The following is a 26,051-nucleotide window of genomic DNA, read 5'->3' as shown; positions in this document are numbered from 1 at the left end:
CGCGGATCCTTAAGGCCGGACAAGGTTGAAGCTGTTGTTGAGCACGAGATTGGCGGCGATGGTCAGTTGCCGCGCCTGGGCGGCCATCACGGTCGCCGGCAGGAAGGGCGCATAGGGCGTGGCGTCGATATGGGCCGGCTCGATGGCGCGCAGCTTGGCGAGGTCGAGCGTCTCGTTGAGGGCGTCGACCAGGTCGTCCCACTGCCATGCCCCCCGGAAATCGCTGGGCGTGACGAGAAGCATGGTCTGCGGCGCCTCCGTGTTGGGCCGGTCGTGATGAAAGGCGATGCCGGTGGTGGCGGCGGCGCCGGGGATCGTCTCCGTCCATTCGTCGAGGAGCAGGCCGCATTGGCTCGCCGTTCCGTCGAATGGGGCGGCGAAGACCGCGCTATAGAGCAGCCGGTCCTTGTCCAGCGCGAGATCCGGTGGGAATTCCAGCGCAAGCCAGCGGTCATCCGGCTGGAAGGGCAGTTGCAGGGGCGTCAGCTCCGGTTCATCGAGACCGAAAGCGCCGGTAAAGGTTGCGATCTGCTCGAAGGCGCGAAGCTTGTCGCGCACCCGGGCAATTCCCGCGAGCCAGGTTTCCACGGGCAAGGGCGCGACGGGGGGCGTTGCGGGGTCCGGTGCTGCGGTCAGATAGGCAAAGAGATCGCCGGACTGGCTGGCTGCCAGCGCGTTCGCCAGTTCGCTACCCTGGGCCGCGCCGAGGCGGAATGTCGGGATGATGCGGAAATCCTCGCCGAGGAGGGCCTTTGCCGCCTTTTCCAGCGCGGTGGCGGCTTCAGTCGCTGTCGCGGCCGCGTCGTGGGCGTCGAAGTGGTTCTGGCATAGGGTCAGGCGGCGTTCAATCTCGGCCACGATCGTGGCGCTGAGCAAGGCCGCATCCTCGGCAAAGCGAATGATCTCCGCTTCGCGCTCCGCGAGCGTGAAGGGCAGGGGGTCGAAGCTGTCGATCGGGAGATGGCCGGCGGCCTCGGCGAGGAGGCCGGCGAGCCCGGTTTCCGTCGTGACGTCAAGGCTTTTGAGTGCCGTCTGCTTGGCGACGAAAGCGGCGCGTTTCGTTGTCAGGTCCGCGAGGAAGGCGGCCGGTGTCAGCGGCAGCACCTCCGTCGCCCTCGCCGAAATCGCCTGTTCCGCCTGGACGAGCAGCCTGAAGCGCTCGTCGTCGCTCGTCACCACCGGCAGGGCGCCATAGGTGGTGACCGTCGCATCGAAGACGGCCAGCTGGGCGTCCCAGCGCGCGACCCGCTCGCTGAATTGCGCGAGCACGGCGGCATAGCTGCGCCGTTTGAAGTCGTAGGCCATCCCCCAGCCGGCTTGCGGTATGGCGAAGAGCGCCGCCCGCGCCAGGAGCGCGACCAGCGCCGTCACGTGATCGTCGATAGGGTCGAGGATCTCGCCGCGGCGGTTGTCGAGATCGGCGAGCGGCCCATCGAGCGCGGCCTGGAAAGCCGTGAGATCAGCGTGGAGGCCCGCCATCGCCGTCTCTACCAGATCGAGCCTTGTCTTATCGATGACCGGCGCGGCGTCCTGGGCGACAGTCGCCTCATTCATCAGGGTGAGGTCGCTCGGCTTCAACGCGCGCGACTTGGTGGTGAGCTGCCGCAACGCCCTGAGCAGCGGGCTGAGCGCAAAGATGGAGATGGGGGCGGCCTGCGTTTCCATATAGCGGATCGTGACCGGCTTGTCGGGGCGCGGCGCGAAATTCTCCATCACATGGCGGAGGACGCGGTCATCGATCTCGCGCATGGCCTGATCGCTGTCATGGCCGATGAGGGCGAGGCTGTCGCTCGGCTGGAGGCCGAGATCGGCGAGTGTCACCTCGCGCGTCCGCGCTGCACCCGTGGCGGCCTCGGTGAAAGCAACGACGCAGCCGACATCAGCGGGCGGGGGCAAGACGCTTGCGAGCCAGCGGTTCAGGGCGGGCTCGGCCTCAGCGCGCGGGGTCATCGCGACGCCCGCAAGCGGCGAGGCGGTGGGGCTCGCGGTCGCATCGAGATGCAGGCCGACGCGATGGGTCAGGCCGATGCCGTCGAGCGGCGTGCGGACCACCTCCGGCTCCGGCGGGAAGTTGCCGCGTGCATAGGCATCATAGGTGGCGGCCACCCGGTCGTAATTGCCGAGCACGGCCTGGTAGACGCCCTCGGCGAGCGCAAGATCCGCGACGGCGTCGTGGGCATCGACCAGGGCCTGCGCCTCCGCGTTGATCGCGGCGGCCTCGGCGGCGGTGGCAGGCGGCAGGTTCGCCTTGCCGAAAGGATAGGTCGAGGCGCCACCCGCTTTCATGTGGTTGACCAGGGCGAGGCCATCGATGACGTTGCGCGCCTCGATCGCTTCGATGGGCACGCCCTCCCCGGTGCGGGTGGAGGCCATACGGTCGGCCCGGATTGGGAAGGCCTTGCGCAATTTATAGATGAACTTGTCGACCTCGATAGGCCCATGGCGGTCGTGCAGTCCCCGCTCGAACTGGTAGCCGAGGAGATCGCCTAGGCCCTGGCCCGCACGTACGCCTTCCAGCAGGGCAAGCGCAGTGCGCACGCGCTCTGAGGAGAGGTTGACCGCCATGGTCTCGCCGTTCGGCTTGCCCGCGTTGGTGATATAGCCGTTGCGCAGCACCGCCGCCGCGACGGCGTGATTGAGCGACGGCGCATGGATAGAACCCTGGTTGGTGTCGTCGCGCATCAAGGGCGGGGCGTCCGGATGACCGAAATCTGCGGCGAGGGCAGGGTCATCGAGCCTGACCGGTGTCAGATGCTTGTTCTCCGGCCTCAAGTCCTCCAGCCAGCCATAAGCGCCGAGATAAAGGCCGCGCCGGGGTTCACGGTCCTCGCCATCGGCGATATTGCGCATGCGCGTGAGCTGATAGGTGACAAGGCCGAGCAGCCAGGCATCCGGCCGGTAGCTCAGGCAGTCGATATGATCGGCGAAAACCCGCTCGAGGCGCGCGGTGGGTTCCGTTTTCAGGCGCTCGAGGGCGGCGCGCTGGTCCCGCAGATGCAAGGCGAGGTTCAAGGTCGGCAACTGCGCCGTGATGAAATCGGAGACCGTCTGGGTCGCCGAGCCCGTGATCGTGACCTCGGCGTTGTGGAGAATCTGGTAGCGGCTCTCGCTGACCGTGTTCGCTGTCTGGATATGAAGAAAGGGACTGTCCTGCCGGGCCAGGACGGCTGCGGCCGGCGTCATCAGGGCGGCGTTCTCATAGAGGCGGATGCCGACATCGTGGTAGCCGAGCTGCAAGGCATGGCGCAGCATCAGGTAGAGCAAGGCTTTCGGCGGCGTGTCGTCGAGGAAGCCGTCCTGGGCATAGAGCACATTGAGCGAGGTGCCGCAAGCCGCGCTCAACCATTCGATGTAATTGCGGCCGTCGGCGGTATAGGCGCGGATGGGGGCCGTCTCCGAGAGCGGGACGTCATCCACGACGCCGCCCTTGAGGAGGTTGTGGCGGCCCGAAAAGAGCTTGTCGAAGATCTCCGGCGTCTCCTCGCCGGCATAGCCGAGATTGCTCAGGATCTGGCGGGCGGCCGCCTGGCGCACGCTGATATTGATCTTCTCCATGAGCCCGCCGAGGCCGAGCAGGTTGAGGCGGTTGAAGACCGTCTTCAGGCTTTCGGCATAGCGCTGCGACCATTCCACCGAGCCGGAGTGAAGCCCGACGATATCGAGCAGGATCTGGTGCGGGTCGCCCGCCTTGCCGACATGGGCGAGGCCGGCGCCCATCGCGCGCCAGTCCGTCTCGAAGGCGGCGATGATCCGGCGCAGCTCCCGCAGAAAGGCGAGTGTCGGGTCCTCGCCGCGCAGGAGCGGGCGCTCACGCGCGTCGAGCCATGCCATGCGTGAGAAGGCCGTTGCGGGCAGGATGCCGTAAGGCTGGGCACCGATGCGCAGCGCCGGCACGGCGCCGCCGGCGATGACATAGCGATTGAAGAAGCCGCGCGTTTGTTCGATCACCCGACGCCGAAAGACCGGCGACATCAGGCTTTCCATCCAGTAGCCCAGGGTGGCCGGCCAGAGCGCGGTGTTCATGGCGCGCGCGGCGAGCTGGTCGGTCGCGCCGGCGCCATGCACATGCGCGAAGACTTGCGCGTCGATGCCGAGATAGTCCGCCAGCCATTCGCCGTCGCGCTTGTCGAGCCAGTCGGCATCGGGCGTGAAAAGCGCCGACTTGCGATCGTCGAAGGCGGCATCCGGATCGTCGAGGCGGGCGTGACCGGAGGAGACCGTCTCGGTGTTGTTGGTCGGCGTGCCCTGCGGCAGGACGGCGAGCCCGGTCCGGCCGCAGGCGTGGCCGCGCAGCAGCTCCGCGAATTGTGCGGCCCCCTCGGGGGCGTCGGCACTCAGGCGCAGGCCGACAACGAGCACCCGGTCGAAGCCACCCCTGGCCTCGTCCGGATCGAGCGCGATCCGCAAGCCCATGCCGTTCTCGACGGCCTGCGGGAAGTCCGTCATCCATTTGAGTTCGTCCGGCATCACGATATCGCCGTCGTCGTCATGCCGGATCTGGCTCGTTGCGTCCGCCCGCGGATCCGGCCCGACGAAGAGCGTTGCCGGTACGGGGTTGCCGAGGACGATGCGCGGAGCCGCATTGCCGCGATAGCCGATGAAGACGAAGCGATCCGGCAGGAGCGTCATCTTCGGCGCGCTCGCCCAGGCGCTCTCCTTGGTCTCGACGGGAGGAAAAACGAGGAAGGCGACGGCGACATTGAGGCTCGCCGGATCGTTGCCCGCCGCCGGCGTCACGTCAAAATTGACGGGCGTGGTTTCGGCCGCGATCGCCGCGGCGCGCTCCACGCCCAGGGCCGCTTCAAGCGCCTCCCGTGCCGCCGTCAACGCGGTCGCGTCGCCCTGGGCACGCCAGGCAGCCTGCCAGAACGGGGCGAGCGCCGTCGCCTCGGCGGCGGGCAGGGGCGTCTCGGTGACGACGGTCAGGATGATGTCCTGCGGCCTTGGCTTCGTCGGCCGGGCCGCGGCCGCAATGTCGGGGAACTGATCGACGATCCAGCCGGCCCGCCCCGCGCCATGGGTGGTGGCGATGGCCCGCCAGGCGGCGCGTTCCTCATCCTCATGGCCGCCGGCTGACCAGATGCCGGCCCAGCAGCTCCGCGCATCCGCCGCTTCCGCGGCGGTCAGTGCCGGATCGAAGGTGGTGATGAAGCAGTCATCGGGATAGATGCGTAGCCAGAGTTCATCGGTACCCGCGCCGGTCTCCCGCGCAGGCTTGAAGCGCGTCTCAAGCCGGATTGGCATCATGAGGATCGGCGTCGCGTCGCTGAGGTTGGCTATCCCCCTGCGCGGATCCGTGAAATCGGCGAAATCGGTGCGGATGCGGATTTCGTCAGTCAGGGCCGCCTTTTCGCGCGCGCGCAGGTCCGCGAGCGCGGATGCGAGACGGCGCTTGTCCGCCGCGCGGCGCTCCCGTGCCGCGACGTCGGCTTCGTCACGCGGGTTGAAGTGGCGGGCAGCCGCGGCGTCCGCGTCCTCGAGGCGTTTCAGGCGCGCCCTGAGCGCCGCGATCTCACCCTGGAGACCATCGAGCGCCGATCGTGTTGTGTTGAGGGCGGCACGCAGATCGTCGAAATCAGCCATGACGCCCTCTCACTTCGGAAGCATTTCGCTGGCGTGGACGCCAACGAGGACAGGGGCCTGGAAGAGGATATAGGCAAGCTCCGCGGAGCTCATGGCGCGGCTCCAGGCGATCTTCTTGTCGTCGGCGAATTGCACGGCCTTCTCGCTGTCGGTGCCGGTCGGCGTCACGAGCGTGAAGGCGGCGGGCGCCGTCGCGATCTCGATATGGCTGCCCGGCGCATTGGGCTGTACGTCGTCCCACGCGAGATCGTTCCAGACATTCAGTTTTGGCTGCTTCTCGATGTCGAGGCCGAAGCGCGGTTCGCCGGGCCGCTCCTTGATGACGAAGAACCAGCCTGGGTCGTCGTCGGGATGGGCGCCCGTGCCCCCCTTGGCCTTGTCGACCGTGAGGTCGAAGCCGAAGAAATGGATGTCGGGCTCGACGCGCGCCTGGTAGAGCGGCGTCAGGACCTTGGACTTCGGCGGATTGGCCTCCTCGGCGGCGGTGAGGGGGGCGAGGCGCCGCTCCTTGAGATTGTCGATTGGGCCATGCCGATCCCACGGCTCGCGGGCCTTGTCGGCCTCCGTGCCATCGTCCTTGCGTTGCCAGACGGCGCGATGGGCATAGATCACGGCGGTCGGATAGCGTTTCAGCAATTCGCCGCGGATGACGAGGACCAGCTCTTCCTCCGTCGCCCCGGCGACCGCCTCCCGGTTGTCGTGGCTGCCGAGCGCCGAGGTCCGGCTCCATGTGTGGAGAGGCTTGATGTCGCGGAGCTTTTCCTTCAGCGCCGCGTCGTCAAGATTGTCCCTGTTGAAGAACGAGCGCACATCCCAGAACTGGCGGAAGGTCGAGCCGCGCTGGTCGGTCGGATATTCCCGCCAAAGAAGTTCGCGCGCGAATTCATGGTTGAGGCCGACCATGTAGGATTCGATGAAGCGCTGGTTGGTTTCCAGCAGCGTGATCGAATTATTCGCGATGAGATTGATGTTCGGCAGGAACAGCTCCGAAGACCGCGCCGTCAGCGGCTCGTACATCGGCTGGTCGATGACCGGATAGGCCATGGGCTCGACGAAGGCTTCGCCGATCTCGGCGATCAGGCGGGGCGGAACGAAGAGGCCGGCGCGAATCCGGCGCGGGATGGTCTGCGTGGGGTTGATCGCCTTGACGGCTGTCGCGGTGAGGTCGTCGAGATCGAGCGGACGCCGGACCGGGGCGCCGCCGGCCACGGCGCTTGCCTGCACGAGCGCGAAACCCTCCTTCAGGGCGGTCTTGAAACGCGTCGCCTCCTGGCTGTCCGGCCCGCGACCGGGCACATAACCCGAGTCCGGCTCGGTGATGACGAAGCCTCCCGCCCCCGGCATCGCATCGACCGCCTCCGGCGTCTGGTTGTCCTCCTTCAAGGCCTCTGACGCGGCGACGGACGGAGCCCATTGGTTGAGCCACCGCCTGAGATAGACGGCGACGGCGATGACGAGGGCCGCCAGGAGGACCCCGATGGTTGGTGACAGCAGCAGGAGGCAGAGGAGAGCGATGAGAATGGCGACGAGGATGACGAGCCATGGCAGCCGCGGCAGGCGCTTCAGCCAGTCCACCACCCAGGGCGGCGCGGCGGCCGGCACGAGCGCGTCTGCCGCCTGATCGGCGGTGAAGAGGCCGGGCGGTGTCTGTTTGGGAGGTGCCGCGCTCACCTCGCCTCTGTTGACGCGCTCGATGAGCTGGTCAGGCGGGCGTGCGGCGTCGAAGGGAAGGGCGCTGATCAGCCGCCCGCGCGGCCGGATGACGCGGCGGAGTGGCGCCGATGTCATGACCGGCTGCAGCAGGCTCGACGCCTGCGCATGGTGAATGGTGAAAGCCCCCGCCAGGATACGCTTGTTCAGCGGCGCCATGAGCAGAAGGGCCTTCTGGCGGCTGACGCCGACCAGCGGCAGCAGATGGCGGTCATACCAGATCTCGCTGACCTTGACGGCGAACTGGCCGAAGCGGATGCGGCGCTGCGCCTCGAGGACGTTGCCGACCTGCTCCCAGGCCGCATCCATGTATTTGTCCTGGTTGTCCTGGATGACGCGGGTGCCGAAGCCCGCCGGCACGCGAAAGCGCGGATCGAGATTGAGCCGGTGCACCCAGTTGTCCGGGTTCGCTGCCGGCGCCCCGTCAGCCTCGTTCAGCACCCGCTTCGTCAGGGCGTGCCAGGTTCCGTAAAGGGGCGGCGCGATGATCGGGTCTGGATCACCGGCGCGCTGGTAGTCGTCCGGCAGGTTGATGAGCTGGGCGAGATCCTCCTGCAGGGGTCTCGGAAAGGGATCGTCCCAGGTCTCGAACATGTCGGGCGGCGCGGCCGGCACCTTGGCCGGCGGCCGCAGCGCGCCGCCGAGCTTGAGGATGCCGCCGAGCTCCGGCTTGTCGAGCCCTGCGACATTGGCGCCGGGATATTGCACGTCCATCTCCCGCGTGCCGACGCGCGGATCGACCGGCTTCGGTTTGAGCAGGCGGACGAGCATCTCGAAATCGCCACGTGCCCCCGTGTGGAAGAACCAGCGATGATAATAGGGAAAGCTCTGCGGCTCCGGCCGGGGACCCGCGTCCCAGGCGGACAGTGTCGCGGGCACATCGTCGCCGATCTCGATCTTGAGGCCGGCGCGACGCCCCGTCTCGAAGGTCGGCACGAGAAAGGCGTGATAGGCAGTGTTCTCCGCCAGCTTGCGCGGCGAGATGATGCGCGAATAGGCAAGGTCCGGATTGTCCGCGAGAAGGGCGCCGAGCCTGGCCTGCACCGCATTCGCATCCGTCGAGACGAACTCACCATCGCCTGCCGCGAGACTGCGGTTGACATGGACATGGGCCCAGGCCCAAAGCTCGTCGGCGCGGGGAAAGGCGGCGAGATTGCCGACGTCGATATAAGGGAGCGGCCGGTCGAGGCCTGCCTTGCCGTCCTTGAACTCGCCTTCTGCCAGGACGACGAGGGCGAGCCATGGCCGCAGGCGCCCCCGGCCGAGATCAGGCGCAGCCGGTGTGTAGCGCCAGGGGAAGTCCTCGTCATAGAATTCGATGGCCGGCAGATAGTTGGGCTCGAAATTGGTGACCCAGTCGCGCGGCTCGACACGGACGATGGCGCGCTTGTCGATGCCGACGATATCGCCGGGGCCGAACAGCGCCATGGGTCGGCTCACCGTCTCGGATGCCGTGCCGCCGTCGAGCTTGTCGCCGGCCAGCGTCAGATCGATGCTGACCGAAGCCCTGACCTTCACGCCCGGATCGAAATCCGCGGAGGCGATCTGGTTGGCAAGACCCTGGCGCAGCCACGGCAGGAAGGAATAGGTGCCGATGATGCTCATCCGATCGCCCTCGTCCCCGCCTTCATGCCGCCCGCTCGTAGCTTGGAATGACGTGCACGGCGTCCACGAGCGCGGGATCGTTTGCGACGACGTCATTCATGAACTGGCGGGCGCTCGCCTCGCTGCGGAAGGCGCCGGCATTGGCGGCGAAGGCCTTGTTGGTCGCCTGGAAAGCCACCGTGAAGGTCTCCGGCATCACGGTGATCTTGTCCGCGAAGGGATCGAGCTTCGTCTTGGCTGCCTTCGAGAGCGCGCAATGGGTGATCGCCGCCCCGTCCAGGAAGAAATTGAACAGCGTGCCGGCGAAGAGGAAGAAACGCCGCGTGAAGCGCTTGAAGTTGTTGTCGATGATGATCTCTTCATAGCGCACGATGCGTTTCACCATGCGGCTTGTCCTGAGATCCGCGCCTGCGGCCGACAAATGCAGGCCGGATTTCTCCGGCGCGAAGGCTGGCCGCGACAGCTTGTCGGCGTCTGAGAAATTCTGGAACAGCGCCGGCGCAAAGGGCTCGAAGGCGTCGTCGCGCTTGGCGAGGCCCCCGCCGCCGACGTCGATGGTCAGCCGATTGACGTCGCTCGGCGCCTGATTGCCGATCTTGTCGAGCTTGATGGCGAGCGGAACGGCGCGCTGGCTGATCGCCAGATGGCCGACGGGATGCAGGACGAGCGCGGCTTCCTCGGCCGACATCTTGCGCAGCGTGACGAAGAGCCCGTTCGCCGGGGGCAGGATTGCCCGCCAGTTCTCCATCTTGGCGTATTCGCCGGCGAGCAGCGGCAGCACCGCGACCGGCGGCAGCAGGGTATCGGCGCTCTCGCCCCAACTCTCGTTGATGTCCACATCGACATCCCAGAAGAGCAGAGAGATTGACCCCTGGCCTCTGATGCGCCATTTCGCGGGACCCTGCAGCTCGCCCCGGACGCGCACCGAGAACAGCCCCGCCCCGAAGACATTCGCCGATAGCGAAGCGGAGATCTCGATGATGAAGCGGAAGGGCGAGAACTGGAACAATGCGTCGAAGGCGAGATGGCCTTTGACGTTGAGGGCGCTGAAGCCGAAATAGACCTCGACGCGGGCTCCGAATTGCACGGTATTGGCGGTGACGGCGAAATAGCCCTCGATCCTCACCCGCGACACTGGTGTGCTGAGGAGGCTGACGCTGATGCGTCGGGGGCTCGGGAAGGGCAGCGGCGGCGGCGCGAAACGGGGGTGGAAACCACCGACGCTGACGACGAAATTCGCGTCGTCGCCGAACGCGACGAGCAGCCCCATTTCGCCGTCGATGGTAAGGAACACAACGCGGGATTCAAACAGCGACGCGAAGAAATAGATGCGCTGCTTGTCGAACTCGATCGCGCCGGCGAAATTGACCTGAAGGATGATGAGCGGCGCATCTTCGGCCGGGATCGCCACCTTCAGGACGCCGATGATGGCGATATTGCCCGGGATCTCGATGATGATCCCGAGCGAGACGCTGACCAGCGTCGGCGTGCCCCAGCCGAGCTTGGCCATCGGCCCGATGAGGAAGGTTCCTTCCTGAGCCGGGAACAACGTCCGGAGATCGCTGATGATCTTCGGTGCGTTCGCCACCACGTCCCGCGGGAACATGATGGATTCGATCGCGCCGGTGCGCACGCCGTCCATCAGCGCTTCGAGATTCATCGTCCGGTTGAGGCCGATGAGGCCGCCGACCGCCAGCAGCGTGAAGCCGAAGCCGAGCTGGATGCCGGTGCCGAACTCGACCGAGATGATGATGACGAGGGAAAAGCCCTTCGAGCCATCGGGCATCCTGGTCGAGATGAGCCCGAAGGCCTTGAGCGCGACGATGCCGCTGAAGCTGAGCTCGATGGCGCCGGCATATTCGCCCCGTTCGGGATCGAGGCTGAGATAGCCGCCACCCGTGACGACGCCCGCATCCACGGACAGTCCGACGCCCTTCGGCGGCTTGAAGCCGACAGACAGGTTTGCGGGGCCGAGATTGCCGGGACGAAAATCGAGGCCGGTCGAGAGGCCGATATCCTCGACCACCGCCTTGAGCGGTCCGAGATCGAACTTCAGCAGCGCCCCCGTATCGAGGCTGAAGCGGTCGTTGCTCGGGCCGAGGCCGAGCCGGATGCCTTCGATCTTGGCCGGGCCGAGATCGATATGGGTGCTGAGCTCCAGCGCGAGCTTGCCGCCGCCGCGGAAAGTGAAGCCCGAGAGCAGCGCCATGCCGAAGGCGAGGTCTGTTTCCGCTTCCACATGCAGGCCGGAGAGAACCTTCTGCAGAAAGCCGTCTGCCTCGCCGGCATCGATGACGAAACGGAAGGCGCCGATTTCGGCTTCGACGCCGAGGTCGAGCTTGCCCTGCGGCGTGCCAGCGAAGACGTTGAAGCCGAGGCCCTGGACGGACAGGCGCGTGCCGCCGGGCGAGCCGATGAGGATGACTTCCTCCGCGCGCGCCTTCTTCTCGCGGATGGCGAGATTGGCGCCAAAGGCGCCGGTGAGGTCGAAGAGCCCTTCCGCCGAGAGAGGCGGCCGCAGGGCAAAGCCGACCTTGCGAATGTCGGCGGTGGACGAGAAGACGAGCTCACCCCGGTCGCAGACATTGAACTGGAAGCTGTTTCCGCCCCGGATATAGGGGAGGAGCGCCACGCCCTTCTTCTTGCCCCCCGTGGCCTCGGCCGGCGAAATGGTGATGCCGAACTGGCTGTAGGTCTCGGGCGTGAAGCCTTTCTGGAAGAAGGGGAAACGCAGTTCGGGCAGTCCGGTGCCCGCATTGCCCAAAGCGGCCTTGGTGGCAGCCGATTGCGGGTAGCGCCCGCCCGGCATGCCGGAGGCGCGCATCAGCGCCTCCAAACGTGCAAGGAGCAGGTCGATATCGAGGTTGGTGTCGAAGCGGTAGACATCCCGGGCGATCTCGCCGGGTGCGGTGAGCAAGGCGCTCAGGCGCCGCCAGTTGATGCGCCGCATGGGCTGGCCGTTGGCCGGCGTCGCATTGCAATCGATCAGCCCCATGAGCAGGAGGCCCTCGTGCAGCTGCGGCAGCGCGCGATCGATATGGTCGAGCAGGAGCTGGTCGGTCAGCCGGGGCACGAGCTCGCCGAGATTGGGGACACCGGCGCCTTGGAGGGCCGATTGGACCTGGCGCATGGCATCAGTGACCGCCGCGAGCCGCGCGACGAGATCGATATTGGCGGCCAGCTTGCCGTTGTCGCTGTCGATGCTGGCGGAGGCCCGGACGCTTCCGCCAAGCCCGGCCACCGCGCTCTTGAGGCCCGAGAGCGCCCCCAGCGCCGCCGCCCCTGGCACGGCATAGCCGAGCTTGGCGAAGAAGGCTGCAGCCCGCTCGGCTGTATCGATGTCGGCGATCGATCCGAACGCCACCGCGATGTCACACAGCAGGGAGGTGAGGGCGTTCTGGGACATGATGCAGGGCTCACTCCAGACAAGGGCTATGGCTTTTGCAGGGTCACGATCTGATAACGGTGGCGTTTTGGGTGCTTGGTATGGTGCCCGCTGATGTCGACATCAGAGAGATCGTTGAAATTGAGACCGGTCGAGAGCTTCGGCCGGGCGGCATCGGAATTGTCGTAGAACAGAACTCCGATAGCAGGTCCAAGTTTCCCGCTCAGTTCAGCGATATCGGTGACCGAAACATCCGGGTCCCAGAACAGAAACGTATTGTCGTCGGCAGCAAAGAGAAGAATGTAATGTTCGGGAAACGGATGTTCTCCGGCTTCGTACTTGCGGCCGCTCAAGCAGCCGGCGACAAGATAGCCTCCGCCGCTGAGAAGCGTCCTCGCGGCCGCGACGACAGTCTGCAGCTGGCTGGGCGTATAGTTCAACATCAGATTGGTTGTCGTCGATCGGTCGTCCTTGGCATTCAGATTGGTCAGGGTGACCGGCGTGAATGCTGGCAGCGACTGCGCAGCGACATTGCGCGTTTTCAAGAGTTGTTTCGCGGTGAACTGCGACGCGGAACCGCACATAACGAGCGAGTCAAGAAACAGCGCGCATTGCCGGGGCAAGGACACCTTGTCGAATGTCGCAGCGGCGAGCTTGGGTTGGCCGAGCCATTGGTTCACTCGACCATAAGCCCACGCGCCGTTGGCGGTACTATCGTTGAGTACGGCGGTGGCGACGGCCTTGTCGGCAGCGGAGACCTGCGCGGCATTCATTGTCGCGCGTGCGGAGGTCGTTGCCGACGTATAGGCGGTGGTGCCTGTGACCGTCGAGCCAGATCGCAGCACGCCGAGCGGCTTTGTCTTGTCGGGGTGCCCGGCAGGCAGGCCGTTCTGGTAGGCCTGGCCGATCCGCACGCCGGCCGAGCGCAGCGCGCCGGAGAGATCACCCCAGCCATCGCCTTCGACAAGCGCCAGGAGTGCCTCGCGCAGGGCGGTGTCGTTGATATCGTAAATCCTGGTCTTGAGGGCGGCGCGCATGGCGCGCACCAGGGCGAACTGGCCGCCAAGCAGGTGGTATTCCGAGCCATTGTCCGTGAAGAGCTGCTTGAAGGCTTGCGCGGCGGTCTCGAGCGCCGGCGGCAAGGGAAAGGTCGAGACTGGCCCGCCACCGGGATCAGGCCCCGGCCCTTCGGGAGCCGTATTGGGCGCAAGCTGACGGATGGCCTCGTGGCCGGCCGTCTGCGAACGCTTGCTCGTCCTCCCCATTCCGACCCTCCAGCCCGCACGGATCGGCGGGAATGTTGCCTGTCACCCGCGTTTCAAGGGGCCTTCCCGGTAATGTCTGTTGATCCAGTGAGCGCGCGTACCGGACAATTCGCTCAGGACCGTATTGAAATCGATCCCGTTGAAATAGCGGTCGCGCAGGGCCTCGATCACCCGCCCGCAATGCGTGATACTGCTTTTGGGAAAGCGGATGAGGTTGAAGAGGTCGATGCGCACGGCCTCAGGCAGCGCGGCCGTCTTGCGGCGCAGTTCCTCATTGGCGAGGCTGCGGGCAGGCCCTTCGCTGGGCAGTTCCGTCCAGGGCAGATAGGGGCCGACTGTCATGGCGAGGAGTGCCGGACGCAGCCCCGCCACCCCCAGCCCACAGCCCGCGAGGGTCGCGAAACCGGCGGTGCCCGCATTCAGCACCATAGCCAGCGCAGCAAGGTCAGCCTTGCGCCGCACGGCATCGCATTGCAGCGCGCTCTCCATCAGGACGGCGAAGAGAAGACGCCGGAAGCCGTCATCCGCCGCGGCGGAGCGCGGGGCCGCGTTCTGATAGTAGATATTATAGTCGTTGACGAGCTCGCGCGACACATCCGGATTGGCGGCCGAAGGGCCTGCCTCGTCAGCGCCCGCCGCGATCATCGCCTCAAGCCCCGCATGCGGCTGAACCACCGCCTGCGTGAGCGTGAGGGTCGCGAGCGCGGTTCCGCCGCCGTCAAGGCAGCGCACCGTTGTCGTCAGTCGTCCGGTCGCCTGCGGACGATAGCTGATCTCGCCCATGGTCGTCGTTTCGACATGCGGCGGGCTGCCGGTTTCCGCGAAGGACCATTCAAATGACTGCAGAGAGGCAGCGACAGCCGCATCCGTCACGAAGACGACGAAAGTATTGTCGCGGCCTATAACGAGCGGCGATGTAATGAATGATACAAGGATCGAGCGCCCATCGGCCGAAAGGCTGGCCTGTCCGAGATCGGAAGCCTGACAATTCTCCGGAATACGGCTTTCGGTCTTGCGAACGGGCATGATCGATGACAACCCCGATCCGATGTCCATGCAGGATGGCAGAATGCTACCCGAGCCCGGCAACGATGACCAGCAAAATAAGGCAATTCGATTGCCGTTGCGCGCGACGTGTGTGGAGGCGGCGCATTGAAACCTATTTCGGTTCCTTCGGTCCCTTCTCCGCGCGGGTGAGGATTTGCACACAGCGCGCAGCCGCTTTATCCGATCCGTCGGCGCTTCCGGCCGTCAGATGCCGGATGATCTCACCCCGACAGCAGTTAAGCCGGGCAGCGGTATCCTCGGCTCTCGTCTGCGCCTCTGATACGTCGGCCTGCCAGCCGGTGGTGGGCGCATAGCCGATCCTTTGCATGGTTTCGGAGATGTCCCAGCGCGTGCCGGGATTGTCTGAAACAAGATTGAGCACGCTCGCGCTGTCGATAGGCGCGGTGAGAGCCTTCTCGATCCCCTCGCAGAAATCCGTCCCGCTCAGCCACATCCCCTGCGACCAGCGGCGCAGCGACGGAAGCCGACGGGCGGCCTCCAGAGGATCGGCGATGACCATGCCGATCCTGAGGGCGACGAAGTCGAAGTCGCCGGCCTCGGCCAGCGCGACGCCCACGCGCTCGATCGCCAGCTTGGCCATGCCGTAGGGGTTGATGGGATCCGGATCGCGATCGGCCGTGATGGCCCCCTCCGTGAAGCGGTGGCCCGCCATCACCCAGTTGGAACTGAGGAAGACAAAACGGCTGACCCGTCGGCGCGCGGCCATCATCAGCCGCAGGCTCATATCGAGGTTGAGGTCCTGGGCCTCCCGCCAGGTCGTGTCGGGCCCGCGATGGCCGGCGCAATGGAGGATGGCATCGACATCCTCCAGGAGCCCCGCCCATTGGAGGGCCGGTTGGGTGAGATCGGCTGCCACGCCGTCAGGCAGGGGCACCCGGTCGGTCGCAATGACCTGATATCGGCCCGCTTGGCTGAGATGTGCGACGGCCAGCCGTCCAAGCCTCCCGGCGGCACCCGTCACCAGCACCCGGGACGGGCGGGATCCGTTCTCCTGTCCCACGGTGGTCCTCTCAGGATGTGCCGAGGTCGAGCTTGGAGTCGGATGCATCACGCAGCGCATCGCCGACGAAATTGAAGGCCAGAACCGTCAGGAAGATCGCCAGGCCCGGAAACACGCTCATCCACCAATATTGCCAGTGATCCATGCCCACCGCGATCATATAGCCCCAGCTTGGGGCCGGCGGCCGCACGCCAAGCCCGAGGAAGGACAGCGAGGACTCGGTAATGAGCGCGGTGGATCCACTCAACGAGGCATAGATAATCAGATTGCCCGTGATATTCGGCCAGAGATGCCGCGTGATGATGCGCTGATTGGTGGCGCCGAGGACAATCGCAGCCTTGATGAATTCACGTCCTCTCAGGCTCAAGACTTCACTGCGCACGATACGCGCGAAGCCGGGCGACTTGGCGATCGCAATGGCGATCGCGGAATTCTGTACGGACGGTCCGAGGATGGCAACGATTGCCAGCGCGAAGATCAGGAACGGAAAGGCCAGGATAGCATCCATGATCCGCATCAGAATGATATCGAGCCAGCCTCCGACATAGCCGGCGATAAGCCCGACGGTTGCGCCGACGATGGCGGCGCCCGCGATCGAGTAACCGACGACCTGCAGTGAGATCTGTGATCCCCAGACGATCCGGCTGAAGACGTCGCGACCGATCTCGTCCGTGCCGAACCAGTATTTCCAGGACGGCGCCTGGAGCGCGCGCGTCAATATGCGCTGGGGCGGGTAGGGGGCGACCCAAGGCGCAAAAACGGCCGCGATGACCACGAGTGTGAGGAAGAGAAGGCCTATGACCCCGAGCTTGTGGGTCGCGAAACGCCTGATATAGCGTTGGGTCGGCGAAATGGGGATCGCCGCAACGGCCATCGACATGGCATGCTCCTCAATATTCGATGCGCGGATCGACGACGGCGTAGAGCACATCGACAATCACGGTGACGAGCAGGACGCAGCAGACGCTGAACAGGACCGCGCCTTGGATGGCCGGATAGTCGCGCGAGAAGATGCTCTCGATCATCATCGAACCGAGCCCGGGGAGGGAGAACACGGATTCCACCACAACCGCGCCGCCGAGGAGCGCGCCGGTCTGCAGCCCGACGACGGTGATCACGGGTATGAGCGCATTGCGAAGGCCGTGCCGGAAGATGACGCGCATCTCCGAGGCGCCCTTGGCGCGCGCCGTGCGGATATAGTCGAAACTCATGATCTCGAGCATGGCACCGCGCACCTGCCGCATGATCAGCCCGGCAAAGGAGGTTCCGATCGTGATCGACGGCAGGACCATGAGCTGGAGGTTGCGCAGCGGGTCCGTCGTGAAGGGCACATAGCCGGAGGACGGCAGCCATCCGAGATGCAGGGAGAAGACGATGATCAGCAGGATGCCGGCCCAGAAGAAGGGCATCGCGACGCTGGCCATGGAGAGCACGCTGACCACGATATCGGCGGTGCTGCCGCGCCATTTGGCTGCGACCACGCCCGCGGGGACGCCGATGGCGACGGCGAGCGTGATCGACATAAGGCAGAGCTGGAGGGTTACCGGAATTCGGCCGATCAGCATGTCGAGAACATACTGGTTGCGGTAGAGTGATCGTCCGAGATCCCCGCCGAGGATCGTCGTTAGCCAGCGAAAATACTGCACCGGCAGCGGATCGTTCAATCCGTAGCGGACCCGTGCTGCCGCGCGTTCGGCCTCGCTCGCCGTCTCGCCGAGCAGGGCGTAGGTCGGGTCGCCGGGGAGCAGATTCGTAATCGCGAATACGATCACAGATGCCAGGAACAGAACGGGCAGCATCTGCGCGAGCCGGCTCAGGAGGAACTTCGGGATCTTGACCATCGCTGTCTCAAAAGATCTCACTCAGGCGGGATTTGTCGTTCACGATGGCGGCGACGAAGGGCAGGACGTAGCCGAAATGCTCGAACATCAATGTTCGCGTACGCCCCGGGTCCCCCGCGATAATCGCCTCGGCGATCTTTTCGTGAAGGCGCATGTTGTAGTCCGGCACGCGCATGTCGCGCTGCATGTGGCAGACGCGCTGGACATAGCGGACATGCTCGCTGATACCGTTGAAGGTCTGCAGGATCAGCTTGTTCTTCGAGGCCCTGACGATGGCGGCATGGAATTCATAGTCCGTCGACAGCCATTCGGCTGGCGAGTAGAGGCCCGCGCGCAGCCGCTCCGTCAGCGCCTTCAAGAGCTGCGCCTCGTCGTCCGTGATGCGCTCGGCGGCGAGCGCGGCGGCCTCGGTCTCAAGCCCCCGGCGAAGCTCCACGATATCGTAGAGGCCTTCCGGATAGGTTTGCACCGCGTAACGGAAGAAGTCCTCAAGCACCAGCGAGTTGAGAGGATTGACGGTGGTTTGCTTGCCCTGCTGGACCTTGACGATTCCCATCACGCTGAGATTGTCGATAGCCTCGCGCGCGGTCGGTTTGCTGACGTTGAACTGTCGGCAGATCTCAGCTTCCGGAGGAAGTGCATCGCCGGCCTTCAAGGTTCCGTTGATGATCCACTTCGTGATCTCCTGAGCAACGATCGATGACAGTCTACGTCGGTCGCTTATCCTGGCTGCTACCACAGGCCTGGTCCCTTTTCTCTCTGCCGCTATCCAATCGATCCGTCGCCGCCCCCGGCGTCGGGGTCCTGCCTCCAATATCGCAGTTGCGGGTAGTGGTCGGCGAGGTCTTCCCAAATCCCCACGCGTTCTGCGGCCCGACGCACGTGTTGTGCTGAATCGGCGGACAGGGTGAAGCCCGCTTCCATTGCCTGATGGCGCGCCTTGCGGGAACGATCCCCGGGCAGCATGACAGCGTCGCCGCCGGGCACGGGCGGGCATGTCACGATGCGCTCGCGATAGGCCGCAAGGCGCTCGGAATAGTCCCCCATGTCCATCAGCATTTCGACGGAGAAATAGACGGAGAACAGGCTGTTGGTCGCGGGCTTGGCGTCCCCGGCGGTCGCGACGATGGTGGAGAGGATCTCGCTGAAGACCGAGAGACCGAAGCCCTTGAAGCCGCCGAAAGTCATGACGGCGGCATCGCCCGTCATGAAGGCAGCGGGATCGGCGGTGACGGTGCCGTCGGTCCTCACGAGACAGGGCGCGTCCAGCAGGCCCCCGCGATCATGGGCCTGTTTGATCGTACTGCCCGATACGGCCGAGGTCGCGCAGTCGAGCACGATCGGCGTGTGGGGCGTGGTGCCCGGCAGGCCGAGTGCGATGGGGTTGGTATTGAGCCGCCCCTCGCGGCCGCCATGGGGAGCGACAGGGCCGCTCTGCGCAATCCCCTGGCCGAAATGGAGCGAGCCGACGTTCTCCGCGGCGGCGATCTCGGCCCATCGGCCGTTGCGGCCAAGGTGGCCTGATCCGGCAAGGCAGATCAGGCAGAGGCCATCCCGCCTTGCACGCTCCGCGCCGAGATGGGCGGCAAATGCGCCGGCGATCTGGCCGAACGCGCGGTTGCCGGCAATACGGATCAGGCTGCCCGTGTCGCTCGCGATGGTCGGACGGGCGTGCCCGTCGACCTCGCCGCGCTTCAGCCGTTCGACGTAAAAGTCGATCTGGCGCGATCCGTGGGTGCCGTGGCCCGAGAGATCGGCATCGACCAGCGCTGCAGCCACTTCTCCCGCGATATCGGCCGCGCAACCCGCGGCGCGAAGGACGGCGGCGAGAATATCCGCGAGGTCATCGGGCTTGAGCGCTCCGGCCCGCATGGCGCTTTGATCTCCTGCCATTCCGCTAGGTTCAATCGACATTCAGCGTATCCAGCTGTCATGGCCGGGCTTGTCCCGGCCATCCCGATGTATGGAGGCGCCTTTCCGGTCGGGATCACCGGGACAAGCCCGGTGATGACGATGGTATGGCTTGGGCAATTCTTGAATGTCGATCGGTCCTAGATCGCACCGGTCATGGGCACCCAGTCCGGGCGCCGGGCGTCGCGCGGCCAGCTCCCGTAGTAGTCGCCCATCTTTTCAAAATAGTCCGCGTAGAAGCGGAGCTTGTCCTGGTCGATCGCGACCCCGAGGCCGGGACCCTGCGGGACCGCGATCATGCCGTCCGTGTAGGTCATCTTTCCACCGGCGATGATGTCGTCTTCCAGGTAGTGGTAGTGGGCATCGCCCTCGAAGGTCATCTCCGGAATGGAGGCTGCTGTGTGGATCATCGCGGCGAGTTCGATGCCGAATTCGGTGCCGGAATGCATCGCCATGCCGAGGCCGAAGGTGCGGCACACAGCCGCCAGTTCCAATACGCCCCGCGGGCCCTCCCAATAGTGCAGATCGGTGAGGATGATATCGACCGCCCCCAGGCGGATGCCCGGCGCCAGATCGTCGAAGCGCGCGGGATACATGTTGGTCGCGATGGGAATACGCACGGCGGATCGGACCGCAGCGTTGCCGGTGAGGCCCCAGGATGGGTCCTCGTAGAACTGCAGACCGAGCGGCTCGAGACGCTGCCCGATCCGCGTCGCCGTCGGCACGGACCACACCCCGTTGGGATCGATGCGCAGCCCGAAGCGGTCACCGAGCTTCTTCCGGCACAACTCCAGCGATCGCGCCTCTTCCTCGGGCGCCATCACGCCCGCCTTGAGCTTCATCGCCTTGATGCCGAGCGTTTCGCTCAATTCGACGCAATGATCCGCGACATCCTCCGCGCAGGTGTCGTCGCCGCCACCGGGCCTGTCGTAACGCCAGAACAGATAGCCGATGAACGGGACAGCCTCACGGACGGCGCCGCCCAGCAGATCGTGAACCGGCCGCCCGAGCGCCTTGCCCTGGATATCGAGACAGGCCATCTCGATCGCCGCGTAGATGAGCGCATTGGAGATATAGTAGGTCGAGCGCAGCACGCGCAGCTTGATGGTATTCAGGTGGAAAGGGTCCAGCCCAATCAGATGGGGGCGGAACTTTTCCATTGCGCGACGCTGATCACCGCCCCCGACCTCGCCGATGCCGATGATGCCATCGTCGGTGATGAGCTCGATGATCGTGCGCTGGAAGCGGCCTGGATGAACACCACGGTTGTGGCGCAGCTTGGCATTCAAGGGTATGGCGACACATGTGACGCGAAAGTCGACGATCTTCATGATGTCTAAGTCCGCTCGTTTTCTTTGACGGCCGCAAAGCCGACTATGCGGTGATGGCAGAGGGTGCCTGATCTACGTTGCTGTCCCGGCGCCGCAGCGCGCAGGTCACCTAGGCGAGCCATGCCTCGGCCATATTCCACACGCCACCGCCGTCGACGTTAAGGTTCCGCAGGTTCTTCCGCGCGACGTGGCGTGCCTCCCTGAACAAGAGGAAGGCATAGTAGGATTTACCGACCAGAATGTTCTGCACATCGAGATAGTATTTTTTGCGCACATCCCGATCGAGATGCGTGCGGCCGGCGTCAACCGCCGCGAACAAATCCTCGTCCCCCTCGATCAGCGCAAAGTTCTGGCTCGCGTTACGTCCATAGTGAAAATCATAGATCTGAACCGGATCGGGCCGCGGAACATTGAAGCGCGCCATATAGATATCCCAGGCGCCGGATTGCCGGATGGCGCCGACCGCGCTGCGGTCGGGCGCGTTGATTTCGACCTCGATGCCGACATCGGCGAGCTGCTGCTGGATCACCTGGGCAATCTGCGTGTCCGGTTCGCGCTGGATGATCAGCATGGAGAGCTTCAACCCCTTGCCGTACCCGGCTTCGGCCAGCAGGCGGCGCGCTTCCTCGATATCGTGCGGCGGAATTTTCGGCTGTTCGGGGTTATAGTCCCAGCCCGAAGGGGCCGCCGGTCCGCGCGCGACCGCGCCATAGCCATCCGCCACGAGGTCGAAAATAAAGCTGCGATCGACCGCGAGGCTGACGGCGCGGCGCACGCGCTCGTCGGTCATCGGTGCGCGACGTGTGTTGAAGGCGAGCCATTGCATGACGCCCGGCGGCACTTTCAACAGGGTGAGGTTGGCATCGCGCTCAATGCCCGGATATTCGTTGGGCGGGATGTTGTCGGCTACGTGCACGGAGCCGGCCTTCACCTCAATCAGCTTGACCGCCGGGTTCGTGATGTAGCGCACACGCAGATTGTCCGCATAGGGCAGCGCCTTGCCGTCGACGCCCTGGCGCCAGTAGGAGTCGTTGCGGCGCAGCTCGACATGGCTACCCACCACCCAGTTCTGGAAGACGAAAGGCCCGGTCCCGACGGGCTTCAGCCCGTAGTCGGCGACGCTGTTCTCCTTCAGAGCCTTGGGCGAGGACATCATGCCGGGCTCGACCGAGAAGGCGGCGAGCATGCCTGCATTGACTTCCTTGAGCGCGATCTTGACGGTGTGATCGTCCAGGACTTCAACCGACTCGATCCCCATGAGATCGACGGCGCGGGTGGCACCGACCGCGGGGTCGCGCGTCCGATCGAGGTTGATCTTCACCGCTTCGGCGTTAAATGGCGTTCCGTCGTGGAACGTGACGCCGCGGCGCAGACGGAAGACGATCCCCTTGCCGCCGTCGGTGACCTCCCAGGATTCCGCCAGCCAGGGAGAAAGGCTCCCGTCTTCTTCCTGGCGCAGCAGTGAATCGAAGATATGTCCGGTCGTGTAGCGATCACTCGTGGGCGCGTTACCCATCACCGGATCGAGGCTGCGCGGCTGGACATCGGTCGACGCGACGATGGTGCCGCCGCGCTTCGGCGCCTCCTGAGCCCGGGCCGGCAGGCCCGTCAAAACGACACCCGCGCCCAAACCTGACTGCAGCAACCCCCGCCTGCTGATGCTCGCGATCGAGATCACCATGATGCGTCCCTCCCATTAGTGTTCTACTTATCTAGATATCTGTGCGACTTTCTGCCGTCAAGTGGGGGAGGTGCGCGCAGCTGTTATGCTTGTCGCGATCGCACGAGATTCAGTAAAATATTATTAATCAAAGACTTAATAATATCGACGAGCGATTTGACGGATGAGCGGTAAGCCGCGTCGCGTGCTGAGTTGACAGCTAATCACAACATATCTAGATATCTAGAGCAAATGAATTGGGAGGGCGCTCATGCAGCCAATCAACACCATTGTCCGGCCTCGCGCAGAGCTGGTTGAGGGTCTGAAGTCGATCGGAACCGCCAAGCTTTCGAGCGTCATCTATCGGATGGGCTATCAGAACGTCTTCATGGCCGGGCCCATCAAGGCGCATGCGGCTGGCGTGACGGTCGCCGGTCCTGCGCTGACGTTGCAGTTCATGCCCAAGCGGCGGGATATCTACGGGGATGACGAGTACGGTAATCCGGAAGCGCAGCTTCACCGGCATGTGCTCTACCAGACGGAACCGGGCGACGTCGTCGTGGTCGATGCGAGGGGCTGCATGACGGCCGGCATCTTTGGCGAGATGATGCTGGCCTATTTCAAGGGCCGGGGCGGCGCCGGCATGGTGGTTGACGGCTGTCTCCGCGATTTTCCCAATGTCAGCAAGCTTGAGGTTCCGCTCTGGGTGCGTGGCTTCACGCCGAATTTCCACACCCAGACCGAGCTCATGCCCTTCGCCGTCAACGTCCCCGTCGCCTGTGGCGGCGTCCTTGTGCTGCCGGGCGATATCATCGTCGCGGACGACGACGGCGCGATCGCCGTGCCCGCGGTCGCCGCCGAAGAACTCCTGCAGAAAGGCTCCGTCTGGCACGAATGGGAAGACTACTCGCGCATCCGCCTGCTCGAGGGCGGGGATCTCCGGCGCTATTATCCCCTGGCGCAGGACGCGCGAGGCGAATTCGAGGCGTGGAAGGCAGCGCAGGTCAGTCGCCGGTAATCCGGCGGCGATGAAACAGGCGCGGCTGTGGAGGATTTTCACCAATGTTGAGGCGAAGAGCGGCATCCGTGCACGACTATCGCCTGACCGCGCGATCGGTTCTGCCGCGCACCCTCTTTGAATATGTCGATGGCGGGGCGCTCGATGAGTCGACGCTCGCCCGCAACACGGCAGATTTCGATAACATCTATATCCGCCAGAAGGTGCTGCACGGCCGAACGGTGGACACGGCTGGGCCTGTCCTTGGACGCACGGCTTCGTTCCCTGTGGCCCTCGCACCGATCGGCTCGCTCGGCATGCTCTACCCGCGGGGGGAGGTTCTTGCCTTTCAAGCAGCGCATGCTGCGGGCGTCAGCGCATGTCTGTCGAGTTTTTCCGTGTGCAGTATCGAGGAGGTGGCGCCGGAGGTGCAGGAGGGCGACGCTTTCCAGCTCTACGTGCTGAACGACCCCGGGCGCACGGAGGAGCTTCTCTGGCGCGCCGCCGAGGCCGGGTTCAAAAACCTCGTTGTGACCGTCGATACGACACATCCCGGCATGCGCGATCGCGATCTGCGCAACGGGTACCGCTCGGCGGCGCGTCCGCCGCTCAGCATGGTCCTTGATTGCGCACTCCATCCACGCTGGTTCGCGCGTTCCTGGCGGGCTCTCGGCCGCGGGCTCGGCAATTATGCGCAGTGGGACGATGTCGGGCGCGGGTTGATCGCGCAGGCGGCCCACATGTCGCAGCAGCTCAAGAGGGACCTGACCTGGAACGACCTCGAGGCGGTGGTGAAGCGCTGGCAGGGAAGGGTCGTCGTGAAGGGCATCACCGATCCCGAGGACGTCGCGCGTGCCATCGGGGTCGGAGCGCGCGGCGTCGTTGTCAGCAACCACGGCGGGCGACAGCTCGACGGCGGCATGTCCTCGATCGCCGCCCTGCCGGCGATCGCCAGCCGGTATTCGGGAGAGCTCGAAATTCTCTTCGACAGCGGCATTCGGCGTGGAAGCCATCTGCTCAAGGCGATGGCGCTCGGGGCTGACGGCTGCCTGCTCGGGAGAAGCTACGCCTATGGTCTCGCGTCGGCTGGCGCCTCAGGCGTGGTCGGCGTGCTGGAGATGCTGCGGAAGGAATTGACGATGAGCATGGCGCTGGCCGGCATCGCCTCCGTCGACGATCTCGCGCAGCGCCGCAGGGAGTGCCTCTCCACCCGCGAGCGTTCAGCGTGACGGGATCGCGCTGAACACGGCACCTGCCCCGGGGGGTGTGCTCGAGCGATGCGGATGACGGTGCCCTGGTCCGATGCGTTTCGCGATAATCTCCGGGTTCTGCACATATAATCCCTGAGCTATAGATCCTCGCTACATTTTCATTTCTCCCGATGGGGAGGATTTGCAAAATGTTCGGATCAGGGGCAACCGTGCCAAGCGGTGCCTCAGGGCTGTCCGGCTGAGGTGAGCGTCCGGCATGCCCGCGGTTTCGGGAGGACTGATATGAAACGGCTGACCTTACTCGCGCTGGCTCTCGTCCTGAGCGGTGGCGTGGCCATCGCCGATACGATCAAGATTGGTGTGGTCGGCCCTTTCTCGGGCCCGGCGGCCCAGCAGGGCCGTAATTTCCAGGCTGGGATCGACGCCTGGCTTGCGCTGAACGGCAACAAGATCGGCAACGATACGATCGAGATCGTCTACCGCGACCTGCCTACGGCCGATCCCGCCAAATCCGCCGCGCTGACGCGGGATCTCATTGTCGGTGAGGGCGTACGCTATCTCGCGGGCTATTATTACACGCCCGATGCGATGGCGGCGGCGCCGATTCTGGTGGAGGGCAACGTGCCGATGGTGGTCTTCAACGCAGCCACCTCGGCCATCATGAATGCGAGCCCCTATGTGGTGCGCACGTCGTTCACGACCTGGCAGACGTCAACGCCGATGGCCGCCGTCGCGCGGGAACGTGGCATCAAGAAGGCCATTACCGTCGTCACGGACTACGGCCCAGGCGTCGACGCCGAGTCCGCCTTCGTCAAAGGCTTCAAGGATGCCGGCGGCGAGATTGTCGCCTCGGTGCGTATGCCCATGAATACCAACGACTTCAGCCCCATCATGCAGCGCATCAAGGACTCGGGGGCCGAGGCGGTGTTTGCCTTTCTGCCCTCGGGGCCGGCCACGCTTGGTTTCATGAAGGCTTTCGCAGAGAACGGGCTCAAGAAGGCGGGCATCACCTTGCTGGCGCCGGGGGACCTTACGCAGGAATCGGATCTGCCGGCGCTCGGCGACAGCGCTTTGGGGACGCTCACGACCTTTCACTATGCTGTCAGCCATGATTCACCGGAGAACAAGGCCTTCGTCGCGGCGGCATCGAAGGCGATCGGCGATCCCGCGAGCCTGACCTTCCCGGCGGTCGGCGCCTATGACGGCATGTACGTCATTTCCAAGATGATAGAAGCCACAAAGGGCAAGCAGGACGCGAAAGCCGCGGTCGAGGCGGTCAAGGGCCTTTCGTGGATCAGCCCGCGTGGGCCGGTGACGATCGATCCGCAGAACCGCCATATCACCCAGAATATCTATCTCCGTGAAGTGGCTAGTGAGAACGGCAAGTCCATCAATAAAGAAATCCGGACCTTCGAGAAGCAGGGGGATCCCGGCTGGAAGGCCCCGTAACCTCAGCCGTGGATGACATGATGAAGCGCTCGTTC

General features: G+C 65.0%; 15 protein-coding genes. 3 read left to right on the top strand and 12 right to left on the bottom strand.

All coding sequences use genetic code 11. The features are described 5' to 3' along the window. Positions 1–9: 9 nt before the first annotated feature. From C7450_RS06675 to C7450_RS06620, 12 genes are all read right to left on the bottom strand, one after another. A complete protein-coding gene (locus tag C7450_RS06675; RefSeq protein ID WP_110373620.1) occupies positions 10–5,583 on the bottom strand; it encodes a hypothetical protein in 5,574 nt (1,857 codons plus the stop codon). Between the two features lie 9 nt (positions 5,584–5,592). Beyond that, positions 5,593–8,898 carry a hypothetical protein gene (locus tag C7450_RS06670; protein WP_110373619.1) on the bottom strand — a complete coding sequence of 1,102 codons (3,306 nt, stop codon included), beginning with the start codon at positions 8,896–8,898 and terminating at the stop codon, positions 5,593–5,595. Between the two features lie 22 nt (positions 8,899–8,920). Then, positions 8,921–12,304 carry a DUF6603 domain-containing protein gene (locus C7450_RS06665; protein WP_110373618.1) on the bottom strand — a complete coding sequence of 1,128 codons (3,384 nt, stop codon included), beginning with the start codon at positions 12,302–12,304 and terminating at the stop codon, positions 8,921–8,923. Between the two features lie 26 nt (positions 12,305–12,330). Then, positions 12,331–13,425: a hypothetical protein gene (locus C7450_RS06660; RefSeq protein WP_146227274.1), complete on the bottom strand. Its 1,095-nt coding sequence runs from the start codon at positions 13,423–13,425 to the stop codon at positions 12,331–12,333. A gap of 165 nt (positions 13,426–13,590) precedes the next feature. Then, a complete protein-coding gene (locus C7450_RS06655) occupies positions 13,591–14,574 on the bottom strand; it encodes a hypothetical protein (protein WP_146227273.1) in 984 nt (327 codons plus the stop codon). A 133-nt stretch (positions 14,575–14,707) separates the two neighbouring features. Further along, positions 14,708–15,616 carry an NAD-dependent epimerase/dehydratase family protein gene (locus tag C7450_RS06650; RefSeq protein ID WP_170147103.1) on the bottom strand — a complete coding sequence of 303 codons (909 nt, stop codon included), beginning with the start codon at positions 15,614–15,616 and terminating at the stop codon, positions 14,708–14,710. Between the two features lie 10 nt (positions 15,617–15,626). Further along, positions 15,627–16,496, bottom strand: coding sequence for an ABC transporter permease (locus C7450_RS06645; RefSeq protein ID WP_110373615.1), 870 nt, complete (start codon positions 16,494–16,496; stop codon positions 15,627–15,629). Positions 16,497–16,506: 10 nt separating this feature from the next. Then, the gene (locus tag C7450_RS06640; RefSeq protein ID WP_210206385.1) at positions 16,507–17,457 is read right to left on the bottom strand and encodes an ABC transporter permease; all 951 of its coding nucleotides are present in this window, start codon (positions 17,455–17,457) and stop codon (positions 16,507–16,509) included. 7 nt (positions 17,458–17,464) lie between these two features. Next, positions 17,465–18,196 carry a FadR/GntR family transcriptional regulator gene (locus tag C7450_RS06635; RefSeq protein ID WP_170147102.1) on the bottom strand — a complete coding sequence of 244 codons (732 nt, stop codon included), beginning with the start codon at positions 18,194–18,196 and terminating at the stop codon, positions 17,465–17,467. 26 nt (positions 18,197–18,222) lie between these two features. Then, complete coding sequence (locus tag C7450_RS06630) at positions 18,223–19,371, bottom strand: Ldh family oxidoreductase (RefSeq protein WP_110373613.1); 1,149 nt, start codon at positions 19,369–19,371, stop codon at positions 18,223–18,225. 137 nt (positions 19,372–19,508) lie between these two features. Further along, on the bottom strand, positions 19,509–20,699 hold the full coding sequence (locus C7450_RS06625) for an enolase C-terminal domain-like protein (RefSeq protein WP_110373612.1): 1,191 nt from the start codon (positions 20,697–20,699) through the stop codon (positions 19,509–19,511). Between the two features lie 109 nt (positions 20,700–20,808). After that, a complete protein-coding gene (locus C7450_RS06620; protein ID WP_110373611.1) occupies positions 20,809–22,380 on the bottom strand; it encodes an ABC transporter substrate-binding protein in 1,572 nt (523 codons plus the stop codon). 250 nt (positions 22,381–22,630) lie between these two features. Between C7450_RS06620 and C7450_RS06615 the strand changes: the two genes are divergently transcribed. From C7450_RS06615 to C7450_RS06605, 3 genes are all read left to right on the top strand, one after another. Continuing rightward, complete coding sequence (locus tag C7450_RS06615) at positions 22,631–23,377, top strand: ribonuclease activity regulator RraA (protein WP_110373610.1); 747 nt, start codon at positions 22,631–22,633, stop codon at positions 23,375–23,377. 68 nt (positions 23,378–23,445) lie between these two features. Continuing rightward, the gene (locus C7450_RS06610; protein WP_210206384.1) at positions 23,446–24,585 is read left to right on the top strand and encodes an alpha-hydroxy acid oxidase; all 1,140 of its coding nucleotides are present in this window, start codon (positions 23,446–23,448) and stop codon (positions 24,583–24,585) included. Positions 24,586–24,849: 264 nt separating this feature from the next. Next, positions 24,850–26,016, top strand: a complete 1,167-nt coding sequence (locus C7450_RS06605; protein ID WP_110373608.1) for an ABC transporter substrate-binding protein — start codon at positions 24,850–24,852, stop codon at positions 26,014–26,016. Positions 26,017–26,051 lie beyond the last annotated feature (35 nt).

It is taken from the genome of Chelatococcus asaccharovorans (genome assembly GCF_003201475.1).
In the GTDB taxonomy this organism is placed as follows: Bacteria; Pseudomonadota; Alphaproteobacteria; order Rhizobiales; family Beijerinckiaceae; genus Chelatococcus; species Chelatococcus asaccharovorans.
This window is presented reverse-complemented; position numbering and strand designations above follow the sequence as displayed.

What these genes read in the sequence shown, in the direction of transcription:
- C7450_RS06675 (WP_110373620.1), bottom strand. Translation starts at nt 5,583, where the DNA reads ATGGCTGATTTCGACGATCTGCGTGCCGCCCTCAACACAACACGATCG.
- C7450_RS06670 (WP_110373619.1), bottom strand. Translation starts at nt 8,898, where the DNA reads ATGAGCATCATCGGCACCTATTCCTTCCTGCCGTGGCTGCGCCAGGGT.
- C7450_RS06665 (WP_110373618.1), bottom strand. Translation starts at nt 12,304, where the DNA reads ATGTCCCAGAACGCCCTCACCTCCCTGCTGTGTGACATCGCGGTGGCG.
- C7450_RS06655 (WP_146227273.1), bottom strand. Translation starts at nt 14,574, where the DNA reads ATGCCCGTTCGCAAGACCGAAAGCCGTATTCCGGAGAATTGTCAGGCT.
- C7450_RS06645 (WP_110373615.1), bottom strand. Translation starts at nt 16,496, where the DNA reads ATGTCGATGGCCGTTGCGGCGATCCCCATTTCGCCGACCCAACGCTAT.
- C7450_RS06640 (WP_210206385.1), bottom strand. Translation starts at nt 17,457, where the DNA reads ATGGTCAAGATCCCGAAGTTCCTCCTGAGCCGGCTCGCGCAGATGCTG.
- C7450_RS06630 (WP_110373613.1), bottom strand. Translation starts at nt 19,371, where the DNA reads ATGTCGATTGAACCTAGCGGAATGGCAGGAGATCAAAGCGCCATGCGG.
- C7450_RS06625 (WP_110373612.1), bottom strand. Translation starts at nt 20,699, where the DNA reads ATGAAGATCGTCGACTTTCGCGTCACATGTGTCGCCATACCCTTGAAT.
- C7450_RS06620 (WP_110373611.1), bottom strand. Translation starts at nt 22,380, where the DNA reads ATGGTGATCTCGATCGCGAGCATCAGCAGGCGGGGGTTGCTGCAGTCA.
- C7450_RS06615 (WP_110373610.1), top strand. Translation starts at nt 22,631, where the DNA reads ATGCAGCCAATCAACACCATTGTCCGGCCTCGCGCAGAGCTGGTTGAG.
- C7450_RS06605 (WP_110373608.1), top strand. Translation starts at nt 24,850, where the DNA reads ATGAAACGGCTGACCTTACTCGCGCTGGCTCTCGTCCTGAGCGGTGGC.